This window comes from Phytobacter palmae (assembly GCF_039409775.1).
GTDB classification, from domain to species: domain Bacteria; phylum Pseudomonadota; class Gammaproteobacteria; order Enterobacterales; family Enterobacteriaceae; genus Phytobacter; species Phytobacter palmae.
Window position 1 is genome coordinate 1 of the sequence record NZ_JBCIVJ010000006.1, and the last position, 14,830, is coordinate 14,830.

16 protein-coding genes are annotated in these 14,830 nt (G+C 52.8%); all 16 read right to left on the reverse strand.

Going from position 1 to position 14,830, the window contains the following annotated elements:
- On the reverse strand, positions 1–188 hold a 188-nt coding region (locus tag AAIG39_RS09115; protein WP_425503294.1), incomplete at its 3' end, for a hypothetical protein.
- Positions 189–214: 26 nt separating this feature from the next.
- Positions 215–607, reverse strand: coding sequence for a hypothetical protein (locus AAIG39_RS09120; RefSeq protein ID WP_343193681.1), 393 nt, complete (start codon positions 605–607; stop codon positions 215–217).
- A 25-nt stretch (positions 608–632) separates the two neighbouring features.
- Complete coding sequence (locus AAIG39_RS09125) at positions 633–1,025, reverse strand: DUF4150 domain-containing protein (protein ID WP_090086029.1); 393 nt, start codon at positions 1,023–1,025, stop codon at positions 633–635.
- Positions 1,026–1,034: 9 nt separating this feature from the next.
- Entirely contained in the window at positions 1,035–1,640 is a 606-nt protein-coding gene (locus AAIG39_RS09130) for a DUF3540 domain-containing protein (RefSeq protein WP_343193682.1), read from the reverse strand.
- Positions 1,641–1,649: 9 nt separating this feature from the next.
- A complete protein-coding gene (locus AAIG39_RS09135) occupies positions 1,650–2,720 on the reverse strand; it encodes a pentapeptide repeat-containing protein (RefSeq protein ID WP_343193683.1) in 1,071 nt (356 codons plus the stop codon).
- A complete protein-coding gene (locus AAIG39_RS09140) occupies positions 2,717–5,248 on the reverse strand; it encodes a DUF2169 family type VI secretion system accessory protein (RefSeq protein ID WP_343193684.1) in 2,532 nt (843 codons plus the stop codon). Before AAIG39_RS09140 ends, AAIG39_RS09135 begins: the two co-directional genes overlap by 4 nt.
- A 10-nt stretch (positions 5,249–5,258) precedes the next feature.
- Complete coding sequence (locus AAIG39_RS09145; RefSeq protein ID WP_343193685.1) at positions 5,259–5,651, reverse strand: DUF3592 domain-containing protein; 393 nt, start codon at positions 5,649–5,651, stop codon at positions 5,259–5,261.
- A gap of 60 nt (positions 5,652–5,711) precedes the next feature.
- The gene (locus tag AAIG39_RS09150; protein ID WP_343193686.1) at positions 5,712–6,101 is read right to left on the reverse strand and encodes a hypothetical protein; all 390 of its coding nucleotides are present in this window, start codon (positions 6,099–6,101) and stop codon (positions 5,712–5,714) included.
- Positions 6,102–6,171: 70 nt separating this feature from the next.
- A complete protein-coding gene (locus AAIG39_RS09155) occupies positions 6,172–6,546 on the reverse strand; it encodes a DUF3592 domain-containing protein (RefSeq protein WP_343193687.1) in 375 nt (124 codons plus the stop codon).
- Positions 6,547–6,554: 8 nt separating this feature from the next.
- Positions 6,555–6,938 carry a hypothetical protein gene (locus AAIG39_RS09160; RefSeq protein WP_343193688.1) on the reverse strand — a complete coding sequence of 128 codons (384 nt, stop codon included), beginning with the start codon at positions 6,936–6,938 and terminating at the stop codon, positions 6,555–6,557.
- Between the two features lie 151 nt (positions 6,939–7,089).
- Positions 7,090–7,476, reverse strand: a complete 387-nt coding sequence (locus tag AAIG39_RS09165) for a DUF3592 domain-containing protein (protein ID WP_090086018.1) — start codon at positions 7,474–7,476, stop codon at positions 7,090–7,092.
- Positions 7,477–7,484: 8 nt separating this feature from the next.
- Positions 7,485–9,713, reverse strand: a complete 2,229-nt coding sequence (locus tag AAIG39_RS09170) for a type VI secretion system Vgr family protein (RefSeq protein WP_343193689.1) — start codon at positions 9,711–9,713, stop codon at positions 7,485–7,487.
- A 211-nt stretch (positions 9,714–9,924) separates the two neighbouring features.
- Complete coding sequence (locus AAIG39_RS09175; RefSeq protein ID WP_090086012.1) at positions 9,925–10,152, reverse strand: Imm74 family immunity protein; 228 nt, start codon at positions 10,150–10,152, stop codon at positions 9,925–9,927.
- Between the two features lie 27 nt (positions 10,153–10,179).
- Entirely contained in the window at positions 10,180–10,587 is a 408-nt protein-coding gene (locus tag AAIG39_RS09180) for a DcrB-related protein (protein WP_090086010.1), read from the reverse strand.
- Between the two features lie 66 nt (positions 10,588–10,653).
- Positions 10,654–12,165 (reverse strand): serine/threonine protein kinase, encoded by a 1,512-nt coding sequence (locus tag AAIG39_RS09185; protein WP_090086008.1) that lies wholly within the window; start codon positions 12,163–12,165, stop codon positions 10,654–10,656.
- Positions 12,166–12,191: 26 nt separating this feature from the next.
- On the reverse strand, positions 12,192–14,804 hold the full coding sequence (tssH, locus tag AAIG39_RS09190; protein ID WP_343193690.1) for a type VI secretion system ATPase TssH: 2,613 nt from the start codon (positions 14,802–14,804) through the stop codon (positions 12,192–12,194).
- Positions 14,805–14,830 lie beyond the last annotated feature (26 nt).

Below are 14,830 nucleotides of genomic sequence, written 5' to 3' on the forward strand. Positions count from 1 at the left end.
GGTTTGACCTGATCAGGCGTGTCATACCATTTTGTCGACGCGGCTTCTTGCGGGTCATCTACCAGTGGATGCGCAATGTAGTCATACAGCATGCGGTGCTGCGTCCGCGCATTAGTAAACGGAATATAGTGCTCATACTGTTTTGCATAGCGCTCTATTTCCCGAATATCAGAATGTAAATCGATCACGATTGTCCCTTCCCTGTCTTTCTTTACTACTGTATCGCAGGCAGCGGTTTGCCGCTGCCATCTTTTACAAAGACCAGGCTCTTATCATTTTGCCCCAGCTTGCCCTGATAAACATTCCCTGGCTGATAAGCTGCAACGGCGATTAGCCACGCTGTTTCATTATGTTTTTCGACCAGCCAGCTTTTATTAAACTGTGGTTGTTCCACCCGTAATGACATTTCAATGACCGGGTTGTTATTAATAAACAACCCGCTTTGCTTCATGGATAAAATGGTGATATTGACATCGCTGCCGTTAGCGAGAATATCCTGCTCTTTGCGTTGAGAATTACGCACGACTCTTTTTGCCAGCCCGAAAATAATCACTATCAGCACCAGTGTGGCAACCACATTCACCATATCAAACGTCGAGATATTCACGCCTGAATGCACTCCTGTCGCGTTATTACGGCGCCAGCATCAGCACTTTGAACTGGCTCGGCACGATACGCATTCCAATCGCATTAGTGGAGTTTTGCAGGCTCACGCTGGTCAATCGTGTGGCGGGGGTGCCTTTTAACAGCACGCTAAACGCCCCGGTTAAATGCCGGGACGGCCCCATTACCGTACCGGAGGCCACGCCTGTTGCCACGCCGGGGTTATCGCCGTTGGTCAGTGGCGTGATGGTTGCCATATTGTGGGCAGGCATCCCCATAAACAGGATATTGAGAGCATTGGGGATTGCCGTCGGTCCCAGCGCAATATCCGGATAGGGAATCGGCGTAGGGGCTGGCATCGGCGTCAGGCAGACATCCGGAAAGGCCAAATCGACCCCAAAAAGCTGGCAGTTCGCAAACATGACGGCTCCTTATCCCATATGAATCTGTTCAGAATCGACTTTGGTGATCGCTTTGGAGGTAATCACCGTGTTGTGGGCATGCAGGCGCGCATAATCCTCAGCCTTCATGTCCAGTTGCCCGGCGCGAACCTGTTCGGTCTGTCGGGTCGTGCGAAAGAGGCTGTGGCTGATTTGAGTGACGGTCTGCCAGACAGATTCTGCCCGCTTGCCGACAACACGCGACAGGCTGACCCAGGCCGAGAGTTTCTCACCACTGTATTTCATCTCGTCAATATGGCAGTCCCCCTGCCCGGCGGTGACGCGGAGCGCGTCGCTACTCAGGCTTAGCTCCCCTTCGCTACGAATATGCAGATCGCCCGGCACGCTGAGCTCCGCAACCTGCGGATTGGCCCGCTCCAGTACCGCCAGCAGCCAGATTTGACGTTCTACGCTGGCAATCAACACCGTGTCGCCCGTCTGCGGTGCGATAACGCAACTCGCCGCGCGGCGGCAGTGCCAGCCGCGTCCTTCGCTTTCTACCGTCAGGCTACCCTCAGCAAAGCAGTGAGTGACCACCGCCGATGCCTGTGCGGGCGGCAGAAGGGGTTGTGCCAGTAAGTGATTTACTTTACTCATTTTCTCTCCTCAACGGCGGCTCTGGCGCTGCAGGCTCCAGGCCTCAGCAGCCAATAATTCTTCGTCATATTCGAGAATGCCCTGACGTCCGCTAAACCGGGCATTCTCCTGATTCGCCCGATGCATCCGGGTACGGGAAAAGGTCGCACCGCGCAGGTCGGCCAGACGCAGGTCGGCACCGGTAAAATCGCTGTAGGTCAGGTCGCAGAGCGTAAAACAGCCCCCGGCGGCATTCACCTGCTGCAGGATGCTTTGAAACAGGCGACTCTGGCTGAAATCGGCCTGTTCGAGCGTGGCGCCCACGAAAATAGCTTGATCAAAAACGCTGCCACGACACTGCGCACCGCGCAGATTCGCCTCCATAAACAACGCCTGGGTCGCATTCACCTGGTTTAACCGCGCGGCCTGCAACGACGCCCCTTTAAAATTGCACTGGGTAAGCTGCGCGCCGGTAAAATCTGCATCGTCTAGCTGGTTGTCGGTAAACTGGCAGCCGGTAAAGCCGTGCCGGGCATAGGTTTTCCCGCGCTGATCGCAGTCGAAAAAGACCACCCGCTCGAACTGGCTCCCCTCAAGCACCGTTGTACGCAGATCAATGCCATAAAAGGTGGTCAGCAGAAAACGGCACCCGGCAAAGCGGGCATGAGTCAGCGGTGATTCGAAAAAGACGCTGCGTTCGGATGTTGCCCGATCAAAATCACTGTCTTCCAGTGTGCACTGCGTAAACTGCACGGTTTGCAGCGAGCAGCCTGTAAAACGGCTGCCCGTCAGAGCGCAGTGGTTAAAGATACAGCCATCAAGTGGCGTTTCCTCAACCTGCAGGTTTGCCATTTCGCACTGATTGAACACCGTCTGGATTAACCGGGCTCCCCGCAGGTTTACTCCGTTTAACGCACATTCGGTGAACACCGTTTCCTGCAAATTCGCCCCCTGCAGGTTGACGCCATCAAGGGAGACCTCCTGAAAAATGCCGCCGGAGAGGTCGCAACCCTGTAAATCCAGCCCGTCGAGGGAAAGTTCAGTAATGGGTTCGCCGCCTTTCACCCGCTGTTGCAATTGTGCTGCGGTAAGCATCGTCATATCACTTCTCCGTCGCGCTTCGGCAGCGTTTTGATGCGTTTCGTCCATGCCCCGTCAAGACGGGTGGTATCACTGATAAACGCCTGCGAGAGATCGGCGCGAAAGAGATTCGCCCCGCTAAAATTGGCCCCGCAAAGCTGACTTTTTTGCAGCAACGCCCCCATCAGGTTGGCATCGGTGAAATCGGTATCGCGAAAATCGGTGCGCACAAACAGGCTCCCCATCAGGTTTGCCTGACCAAAGTGGCTGGTGCGGCAATCCGCTTCGCTGAGATCGCAATTCTCCAGCTTCGCCAGGGCAAATTGCGCGCCAGCGAGCGGCGTCTGACGCAGGTTGCACTGGATGAGCGAAGCCTGACGGAAGTCGGCGCCCGCTAAAGTACTTTCGGCCGCTATTGCGGTAGCGATTAAAGTGGCCCCGGCAAAACTCGCCTGTTCCGCCTGAGTCTGGACAAAGGAGCAGCTATCCAGCCGTGCGTCGCTAAATACTGCGGCCACCAGCACCGATTGCATAAACGCGCATTTATGCAGCCGCGCACCGTGAAAATCGGGTTCTGCCAGGGTGAGTTCCATAAAGATGCAGCCGTCCAGCGAAGCGTGGTGGAAACGGCAGCGGCTCAGCCCGGTTTCGCGTAACAGCAGTCCGTCCAGGCTGGCGTTATCGAAGATGCACGTCTCGAATAAGGCATTTTGTGTCTGCGTTTCTTTAAAGCGCGCGCCGCTGAAATCGCTCTCCTGACACTGAGCAAGCGCCAGACTCGCCCCGGTAAAATCACATCGTTGTAATGAGGTGCGCTCAAATTGCGTGCGGGCAAGCATCGCCCCGGCAAAACAGGCACCATCCAGTTTACTGTTGCGGAAATCAGCACATTCCAGCAGCGCCTTTGTGAAATTGGCCCCACTGAGGTCCATACCGGAAAAATCAGCGCCGGTGAGATCCATACCGCTAAAATCTCCCCCTTGCGCCAGGGTGCGCCCGGCACGCTGGCGAATGATCTGCGCAAGGTCACCCGTCAGACGCACGGCGGGAGGCTGTTGGGAAACCGCCGCCAGATACATCTGGTGCAGCGCCTCGCTCGCCTGCTCGCGCTTTTTCTCACTCATCAGGTCACCGTTGCGGTGGAGCATTTCCTGCATGCGATGCAGTGATTCCGGCCCGCGCGGCATCGAGTCATCCCTGTGCGGGTATTTCGCTTCCATTTCGCGTTTGCGCTGCTCTGCATCGGCCTGTATCTGCTGCGCCTGACGTTCCATTTTTTCCATAAACTCAGGCAACTCATCGAGGGCAGGCATCTCAGGCTCTTCGATGTTGCCGAGCAGGTCGCCAATGTCGCGCCCGTTTGCTTCCAGCCTTTCCCGGTACTGTTCGCGCAGCAGCTTTTCACGATTCTTTATGTTGTCGCGCATCGGGCTCGGCGTCTGCTGCACCTCGCTGTCAAGCCAGGGGCCGATAAGCGATTCCGGCAGCAGATCCTTTTCGCGAAACGCGAACAACGCCCCTTTTTCTTTATCCAGGCGCTGGCTAAGGACTTTGCGATAGTGGTTAAGGGAACGGCCGGCACCGTGTTTTTCGAGCGCAGGCATCACGTGCAAAATATCTGCCGCGTCGTCTTCATTAATGCGGATATGCCCCTGCCAGATAAGCACCATCTGCTCCAGATGCGGGAAAAACCAGACGGTGGTTGCCCGCAGGGTTATCTCTTCAAACAGGGTCTCTTCCTGGCGCAACCGGCTGATAAAGCAGCGCGCATGCCACGGCGGCAATGTGCCTTCCTGCACTGGTTTTTGCGGGTGCATATTCCAGATACGCCACGACGCCTGTTCAGGCAGGGTGTCCCGATCCCACCACTGATCGGGGCTGGCGGCATTAAACACCGTCCAGTCGATGTCGCGGGCAAAGCCGGGAAAATCGTTCTGCAACCAACTGGCGTCATAGTTTTTGCCCATGCGGCGAAAGCGACGCGGCCAGGTGAGATCAAGCGGCCCAAAGCTCGCAGGCTCCGGCTTTTGTTTTGGCGTGGTCATGCGCCCGTGGAGGGGTTCAATGTTCGGCAGGCGGTGGACGCTTTGTCCCTGATGATTTTCCGGACCAAACCCCACGCCATGCGGGTTTTCTTCACAGCCTGCGCCACCCCAGGCGCGCGTCCAGTCCAGACGCATCTCGTCAAAAGGCTGCGGCGAGGTCATTTTGCTGCCCGACCAGTAACGGTCGCCGAACACCACCAGCGATTTGCTGAGATTGTCGATATCCACCCGCGCCATCACCGCCGTTTTTTCCTGCTGGTGCTGAGTATAGGCATAGCCGGTGGCAAGGAATTCAGCGCGGGTTTTGGGCATCGCCATATCGATCACGCCGCCGCTGGTTTGCAGTTCACTGGCGGCAAGCTGCCAGAGTTCCATCTCGGGGCGCAATGTCGGCGTCTCACCCATATCGGTCAGCGCCATGACAGAGACACCAAAATGATTTTTACCCTGCCAGCGGAAAGGGCGATGGAGCACGCTCAGGCGCAAGGGTTTAATAATCTTCATCCGTAATACCTTATTCGCCTAATATGAGTGGCCGATCGTACAACGCAATTCTTTTCGGGTCTTTGGGATCGTATTTAATGGTAGTGCCGTTACCGGCTTTAAAGCGTTCTCTTTCTTCAAAGTTCATAGATGTATAAAAACTTGCCTGCACATCCAGCCCTTCACGGGTTTTGAAGTTCACCGTCAGTAAATAAACAGGGTTTTCCGCATCCCACATCCCCGTTTGCCTGGCAACAATAATATCCGCATTGGCGCCAATACCGGTTTTAAGCACCGATGCCTGCTTAAAGGAGTCTTTAATATAAACAATAAGATTATCGCGCAAACTAAGGTAGATAAGATAAAAGACGGCTGAAAATATCCCAATGAGCAGCAGATACCAGTAAGTGTCAAAAAATTCCATTAATTTGGACCTTTCGTGTATATGCAGAATTATTTTCAGAATTAACGAAGCCAGAAAAGCCTAGTCAAACACGCTCATTACTGCAACCCGTGGCGATTTATCGTCACTGTATTTTACCGTCAGGGTTAACCCTTTTTTCAGTTTATGAATCTTATTGGGTTTGACGGCGGCATTGGCACGATATTTCTTCCTCTTTGTACCGAAATTCGCAAAGAAATAACATTCATAAAGATAATACTCGCCACGCGTCGTACCGGTACGTAGCCAGGACTCCAGAGGAACATGAGTGATTTCTCCAACCCATTCCTCACGTGATACCCAGTCGCGTAGTAACCGCGTTTGTATCCCATACTGCCTGAATGACACAACGGCAAACCACAGCCCCGCAAGGGTGATAATCAATCCAGAAATAAAGAAAGGGTCACTCATAACATTGATAAGAATGTTCATATGAACCCTATTTAAAGTTAATTTGTGGGAAAAGCCACTTAGCTAACCATGGCTTTTCCCACTATGACAATCAGCGGCGCTTGAGAAGAGGGTTTGGAATATCCACAACCACTTTTTCAGGCTCTTTTCTCGAATATCTTAAAGAAATGGTTTCACCGGGTTGATACTTATTGATCTTCATTACATCAATTACCGCATCGGCTTTACCGCTGATTTTTTCACCCGTCTCAATTTCATAGTCAAAACTGACCGTGATGTTAATAAAGCCTGCGTTTCCACCAGAGCGACTGGATACATCAGTGATAACCCCCGTAGTATTAACGCCATCAGCAGCTATCCCCTCTTTGATCTTCTTATTTCTTGCATCTCTGATAAGCAAAGACACAATAACATAGGCAAAGAACGCCAGGACGGCGAACACAATGACGTCAGTAACAATTCTCATATTTATCATCAATGCTCAGCTTGCATGCTCAGTACTGCTATTTTCTTTGGCGGAACACCCTGATATTTAATCACAATGGGCATCCCTTTTTTAAGCTGGGGGATTTCAGATACTTTTAGCGCGGCAGCCGCTTTATATTGTTTCACCTCGCCCTCCAGATTTGCATCAAAGGTAACAATAAAAAAATAATCAAAGTTATGCGTAGTGGAAGTCTGTTTCCACTCGCGCAATGTTGCCGTCGTCACCTCTCCCTGCCATTCATCTCTCGATAACCAGTATCTTATTTCTGTAACATCTTCTTTTTGCCCCTTCAATCCCTTAAGGCAGATAAAAATAAAAAACAGTATCACGCCCAGCGCTATTGAGTTTGAATGTTCTGATAAAAAATTCATGATGTCAGTCAATATAAAATATTAATTTTTAAGTGCCAGTAATTATTACCTTTAAGATCTGGCACATATTATTAGAAACATTACATAGATAACATTTAAGGAGCAGTCAGTAAAGGTTTACCGCTAAGGCAGATAAATATTAAAATAAACATCACTTATGACGTTTCAATGATGCATTCTCTATCTTCAACACAACACGTGATGGGTCGTCTTTATTGTAGATAATACCAAAGGTCTTACCAGGTTGGTATTGTGCCAAATCTGACGTAAAGATAACCGCATTTCCCACACCGGTAACATTACGACCATTATAATCATTAAATCTATAATGCAATTTAATATTCGTATAATCTGATATTTTACCCGTATGGATTTCAATATTGACAATCTCAGCATGGGTATGAATTCCATTTTTCTCAATGTATGACTTCATTCTCGCATTGCGAATATCTCTTATAATAATCCCAACTACAATTAACGCAACAATAGTCATCGCAACAATAGCATAACCTTTAGCAAAACTAGATGAATCAAACATATCCTACCTTAATTAAACATGTGAAGAACTGCGTTTTTAATCGCCGCAGTCAAAGTATCACATTCGACCGAGCCAACTCTCATTTTAAAACCATTATTATAAAAAAAGTTAATGGGGTTATTTTCCACCTTAATACCAGTCATGCCAATATTGACACCAGTTGTAGAAACTGACGAAGCAGTGAAGCCAACCTGAACACCTTTCCATTCAATTGCCCATGGCGTATCAACATTAACTTCACTATCACTTTTTATTGTAATTTTGTCTGGGGAGGAAATAAGTGTTTCGCCAGTAGTAATAGTTTGTACCCAACCTCCATTTATTGTGGTGTTGACCCCACCCGTGATCTCATTGTGCTGACCACCAGAGCTAACAATTAAACGATCGCCATTATGAATTTCAGTATTACGCCCTCCAGTCTGGATAAACGTCTCTTGCTCTCCATCAGCAACAGTTGTGGACTGATTCCCTTGCGCTATTTTTGTAGTTTGATCGCCAGTGATTTCATTTAACTCACCCTTGCTCAGAATAGTCAGATGACGTCCTTCTTTGATATTGATAACTTCACTATTATTGAAGTTTTTTTGTTCAACATCATCCACCGTGGTCGTTCTTTTCTTCCGGTAGTAGAACGTGGCATCGCCCGTCACATCATCTTTCTGCTCTTTTTTGATCGTCGTTGCCCGGTTACCGTCGATATTGACCGTCTGATCATTCTCGACCGACACCATCATGTCTTTCTCGGAGTGCATCTGCACCGATTCATTACCCGGACTGTCTTCAAAAAACAGGAAGCTGGCATTATCGACACTGCCATCCTTGCTGCGGGTCATAAAGCCCATACGGGTGGCATCGCCGGGTAGATCCCACGGCGGCATACTGGCTTCGTTATAGACACGCCCGGTGATGATCGGCCTGTCCGGGTCGCCGTTAATAAAGTCGACCACCACTTCATCACCGACGCGTGGAATTTGTACCCCACCGAAACCCTGCCCTGCCCAGGCGCTGGAAACCCGCACCCAGCAGGAGCTGGTATCGTCGCCTTTTGCCTGCCTGTCCCAGTGAAACTTCACTTTCACCCGGCCATAGCGATCGGTCCAGATGCTCTCCCCCTGCGGGCCGACGACTTTCGCAGTCTGTGGCCCGTAGGTACGCGGCCAGGCCGTTTTTTGCGCCGGGCGATACGTGACCGAAGCTGGAATAACGGTGAAATCAATACGATGCATCGTTTCCGTGCCACCCCCGCTGGCGTAGGCGTTCTCTTCCAGCCAGTAGTTAGCTTCGGTGGTCAGGTATTCCGCGTTATCGCTGAAAAAGGGGGCGTTATAGAGAGTAAATGTGTGTCCAGGAGCGATGCCCAGCGCAGTGGCGCTGCCCTGTATCTGCTGGTGCTCAACCTGCCAGCGTTCCTGATGAATACGGGCATAGAATTCACCGTGTCCATGATCAACAAAACGCCCCGGCCATTCATAAACGTTAATGCTGCCAGGCTCCGGCGAATTTGGATTCTGGCGCGCCTGAAAAAGCCAGGCATTCGGCTTGCGGAAATCATAATCATCCAGGCTGTAGATCCCCGGCGTCACGCTATCGGTCAGCGCCCACTGGCTGATCCCCTCTTCATTAGTGCTGCCGCCGGACGGCGTCACATGGTAGGGAATGGATTCATAACCGGCAAACGGCTGATGCTGGGTCGCCGCATCGGTCAGCACCATGACATGCCGCCCGGATTCGTGGCGGAAGAAGTAGCTGATGCCCTCCAGTTCCATCAGGCGACTGATAAAGTCGAAGCTGCTCTCCTGATACTGAACGCAGTAATCCCAGACGCGGTAACTCTCACTCAGCTTGTCTTCGACATTAACCTTGCTTTCAGAAAGCAGCGTTTTGACGATTTGCGGTACCGTCTGCCCCTGGAAAATACGCAGGTTGCGGTCGCGCTGCATCGGCCATAAGTCGGATTCAACGTTAAGCTGGTAGACCGCATAGCGGGTGCCGGACAGCTCCACGGCGCTCACCGCGACGCGGGTCACTTTACCGTTCAGATATCTTGGCGTCGTCATATCCTGGGAAGGAATGGAGACGGTGACGGATTTGCCCAGCAACTGACTGCGGTCCATTCGTGCATCGGTGCCCAGCAGCGTCAGGCCAAGTGTGAAAGGTTCTGAGAGCGCTTCGCGTCCTGACAGTTTCCAGAACATTAGCCCGTCAACGGGGAGCTGTACGGTAATACGATTGAGCATAAGGTTAATTCCGTTACAAAAAGCCAGAGGAACCAGGTGCAAACAAAAATTATCAGCCCGAGCGACAAATATAATCAACCTGTCAGTCTGTGAGGATATTACAAAAATGGGCGATGGCTTCCGCTTTGCCTGTTAATGGATATCAGGAAAGGGTATCAGTCATTTATTTCGGAAAATTCCTGGCAAATATGACGATTCAGCAAAACAGCAATTAAACGAAATGGATCACACTATGTGAACCTGCCGTTTTTTTAATCGCCTCGTCAATATATTTCTGTTTGATTTCATCAGTGAGTGGTGTGTTTTCATGCGGCGGTTCAAACTGCTGCATGCTTTTTATCTCGGCGAAAAAACCGCCGAGAACCCTCTCCCCTTCTGCTTTAACTTTCCGGCCATCAATATCCAAAATAATATACGCATTCGTTCCGGTAATGTTCATTATGCGGTTACTTTGCCGTTCCAGGTACTACTTCCCACGGTGAAACTTGATACTCTGAATAATTTCCTGATATTGCTGCTGATGGCGTTCGTTAAATTCACCTGGACAGGTCGCTACATAGCTCACCAGTTTTTTCCCGACAGGTGCGGCGTCCAGTAAAATAATGGTCTGACGCTGGAAGATAATGCGATTATCATTTTTGAACTGATAGAAAAGCTCAACGGCCGGGTAGCCATCCACCGTCAACATTTGCGTCGACTCAAGATAAAAATCGGTAAGCGTATCTTTTAGTTCGCGAAGCGTTCTGGCGGCGACAGCATGTACTTTATCGTCGGCATTTGCACTGGCGCGAGACACGACAAACGTAAATTCATTGCCACCATCAACAGTGTGTGTAAATGCATTCATAGTTCGGTCTTTGGCTGTATAGGGCATTGCCACATTTATTTTTATGCAACCGACAGGCTGCCGGAGCGATATTACGCACCGGCAGAGAAGAGATTACGGTTGCGGATTTACCAGCCAGGTACCTGCACTGGTGATATTTAACGTCTGGTGACGAGTCTGACCATTACCCTGCAACACCAGAGCATACTGGCCCGGCTGCAGTTTCAGGGTCGCAAAACCATTGCTGGCTGGTGTTATCGACTGCGATTCCCCGTTGAGGGTCAGTTTTTCACCCTCATTCATTCGCACATACACTTGGGCAATCGCTGCAGGCGGCGTGGTCGCAGCGGGTTTATCCGCTGCCACAGGCGCGGTTTGTGCCGGCGCAGTTGGCGCCGCACCACTTGCAGGCGCAGCAGTGGCGGACGTTGCAGCTGGCGGTGTCGAAACCGGCGCCGTGTTTTGCGCAGGCGGGGCGGCCGGTGTGGCTGGCGCGACGGAATTGTTTGCAGACCCGGTGCTGGCTGTCTGACTCGCGTTCTCCTGCGGCGCATCACTTTGATGGAACAGCACGCCGCCGGCGATCAGGCCAACCAGTACGCCGGCCGCCACCAGCCCAGGCACTTTGTAACGCCGCCAGTCAAGCACACCGGGTTTCGTCTCAACCTCTTCAACAGGAACAAGCATAGTCCCTGGCTTTTTCACGTTCAGCACGTCATCAAGCCCGGCGACCGGCATTTCGATCAGCGCTGCAAACTCATCGATAGTCTGCGGGCGGTCTTCCATTTTCAGCGCCAGCGCCTTGTCCACCGCCTGCAGTAATGACAGAGAGTAACCGGGCAGATGGCGATGAGCCAGCGGCTGATAGCCATCCTGAATGCTGCGCACCACGCTCACCGGCGGCGGTGATCCCACGATCAGGGTATGGAGTACGGCACCCAGGGCGTAGATATCCGTCCACGGCCCCTGCTCGCTTTCGTTATCGTCAGTGTATTGCTCAATCGGCGCATAGCCTGGGCGCAGCATCGTTTCGGTTTCGTCGGAGACCGAGCCAATACTGCGGCGGGCAGAGCCGAAATCCAGCAGAACCGGCAGGCCGTTATCCTGAATCTGAATGTTATCCAGTGAGATGTCGCGGTGCAGATACCCTTCGTCGTGGATGGTCTTGATCGCCCCGAGCAGCATCGGCAACGTGCGGCGGATCCACGCTTCGTTGATCATCTGCGGATTCTTTTCACGCAAACGGGAGAGCGTAGTACCGCTGTAAAAGACCGTGCCCATGTAGGCGGTGTCGTTTTGCACCCAGAAACGCAGCACATGCAGCAGGTTCGGATGATTAAAACGCGCCAGCAGGCGCGCTTCCTGAATAAAGCTGTTCAGTCCTGCGGAAAAGGCCTTACCAAAGCGCTCGCTACGCAACACCAGCGTCATGTCGTCATTGCGTACCGCAAGCGTTGAGGGCATGAACTCTTTAATGGCTATAGTGCGTTCGAGCTGATGATCCCAGGCACGGTAGACAATGCCGAAACCGCCACCGCCAATCACCTCTTTGATTTCGAACTCATTAAAGCGGTATCCCGTCGGCAGTGCGTTCGGTACAGTCCGGTTGTTTTCGTGATCCGTCATAATGGAAAACTCTCTTGATAATGGCATTACGCCGCAAACTGACAGTGAAACTCGCCCTGTGCAAAGGTGACGTGTAAACGTCGGTACTTCTCGTCACGCGCGCTGGCATCAAGCAAAAGCTGACTCATTTGTGGCAACAGCGTGTTGGTCAGAATCGCATCTACCATACGTCCGCCCGATTCAACCTCCGTACAGCGCTGGACGATTTGCGCGATAACGCTTTCATCCACCTCAGAAACAATGCCGTGGTTCTCCTCAAGACGACGCTGGATGCGTTTGATTTGCAGACGCACGATCTGCGCGAGCATCGCTTCGCTTAAGGGGTAATACGGCACCACCAGCAGGCGGCCTAATAGCGCAGGGGGAAAAACTTTAAGTAACGGAGGACGCAGCGCATCGCGCAGCGCGTCGGGATCCGGCAACAGTTCCGGGTCGGCGCACATACCGCTGATAAGCTCAGTCCCCACATTCGACGTCAGAATAATAATGGTGTTACGGAAATCGATATGCCGCCCTTCGCCATCTTCCATCCAGCCTTTATCAAATACCTGGAAGAAGATTTCATGGACATCCGGGTGCGCTTTTTCGATTTCATCGAGCAGTACCACGCTATACGGGCGACGGCGCACTGCTTCGGTCAGTACACCCCCTTCACCGTAACCCACGTAGCCCGGAGGTGCGCCTTTCAGGGTCGAGACGGTATGCGCCTCCTGGAACTCACTCATATTAATGGTGATGACATTCTGCTCACCACCGTAGAGCGACTCCGCCAGCGCCAGTGCGGTTTCGGTTTTCCCTACGCCGGAAGGACCACACAACATGAATACGCCAACCGGTTTGTTCGGATCATCCAGCCGTGCGCGGGAGGTGCGCACCCGACGGGCAATGGCCTCCAGGCCGTGGCGCTGGCCAATTACCCGCTCATTGAGGGTATCGGCCAGTTTCAGCACCGCGTCGATTTCGTTTTTCACCATCCGGCCCAGCGGGATGCCGGTCCAGTCAGAAACCACGGCGGCAACAATATTGGCATCGACGGCAGCAAACAGCAACGGCGCATCTCCCTGAACCTCGCGCAGCGCCTGTTGCTGCTGTTCCAGTTCATTACGCAGCGCCTGATGTTCCTCCTCCGCAGCCTGGCTGAGCGCGCGACGCAGGCGGATAATCTCATCCACGTGCCCCTGCTCCTGCTGCCAGCGCTGGGTCAGAGCATCACGCAACTCGCCAAGACGCTCGCGTTCGGCCTGTAACGTTGCCACGCGGCTTTCATCACCGGCAGCCATGCGCGCCTCGCGCCCGGCAATCTCTATTTCGACATCCAGTCCGGCAATGCGGTGCAGGCAATCTTCCAGTTGCGGCGGCGGCGCACTGAGGCTTACCGCGACACGTGCGCAGGCGGTATCAAGCAGCGCCACGGCTTTATCGGGCAACTGGCGCGCCGGAATATAACGATGGGACAGCTTCACCGCCGCGACCACCGCTTCATCTAACAACAGCACCCGATGGTGTGTTTCCAGCGCCGAGACTGTGCTACGCAGCATCAGTACCGCTTTTTCTTCATCCGGCTCGGCCACTTGCACCGTCTGGAAGCGACGGGTCAGCGCCGGGTCTTTTTCGATATATTTTTTATACTCAGCCCAGGTCGTTGCGCCGATGGTGCGCAGCTGACCGCGCGCCAGCGCAGGTTTTAGCAGGTTGGCGGCATCGCCCGTGCCTTGCTGCCCCCCCGCGCCGATCAGGGTGTGGATCTCATCGATAAACAACATGATCGGCACAGGGCTGGATTGTACTTCGTTGATCAGCGCCTGCAGACGGGCCTCAAATTCCCCTTTCATGCTCGCGCCGGCCTGCAACATGCCGATATCCAGCAACCACAGTTGCACATCACGCAGCGGTTCCGGCACGTCGCCTGCGGCTATACGCAGTGCCAGCCCTTCCACCACCGCCGTTTTACCGACCCCGGCTTCACCGGTGAGCAGCGGGTTGTTCTGACGGCGACGCATCAGGATGTCCACCATCTGGCGGATCTCCTCATCACGCCCGACCACCGGGTCGATTTTGCCATCACGGGCCCGGGCAGTGAGGTCCTGCCCGTACTGCGCCAGGCTGCCCTGACGTGCAGGCGCGGCGGCTGCATTTTCCGCTACAGCGACAGACTGCGAGGCCTCTTTGCTGTCGGCAAAAATGGCATCAAAATCATCGAGCAGCGCATCAACACGCACCCGTTCAAACTGCGACGAGATACCTTTTAAGACCGTTGCCAGGCTCCAGGTTTTTAATAAGCCAATCAGCAAGTGGCCACCGCGAATGCGGTTTACACCAAATTTCAGCGAACCATAGACCCAGGCGCGTTCGACCGCGTTATCAATATGCTCAGAGAGATCGGAGACAGAGCTTGCACCGCGCGGCAGACTGTCCAGCGCGTGGACGATATCCTTCGTTAAGGCTTCCTCGCTCAATGAAAAATGACGAATCACCTGCTGGAGATCGCCCTGGTCCTGCTGCATTAACGCATGCAGCCAGTGAACCAGTTCCACATAGGGATTACCGCGCAGCTTGCAAAAGGCGGTGGCGCTTTCCAGCGAGGAAAATAACAGCGTATCCAGTTTGCCGAAGAGCACGGCACGGCTAATTTCTGACATGATCGATTCCGTGAATGTAAGAGATA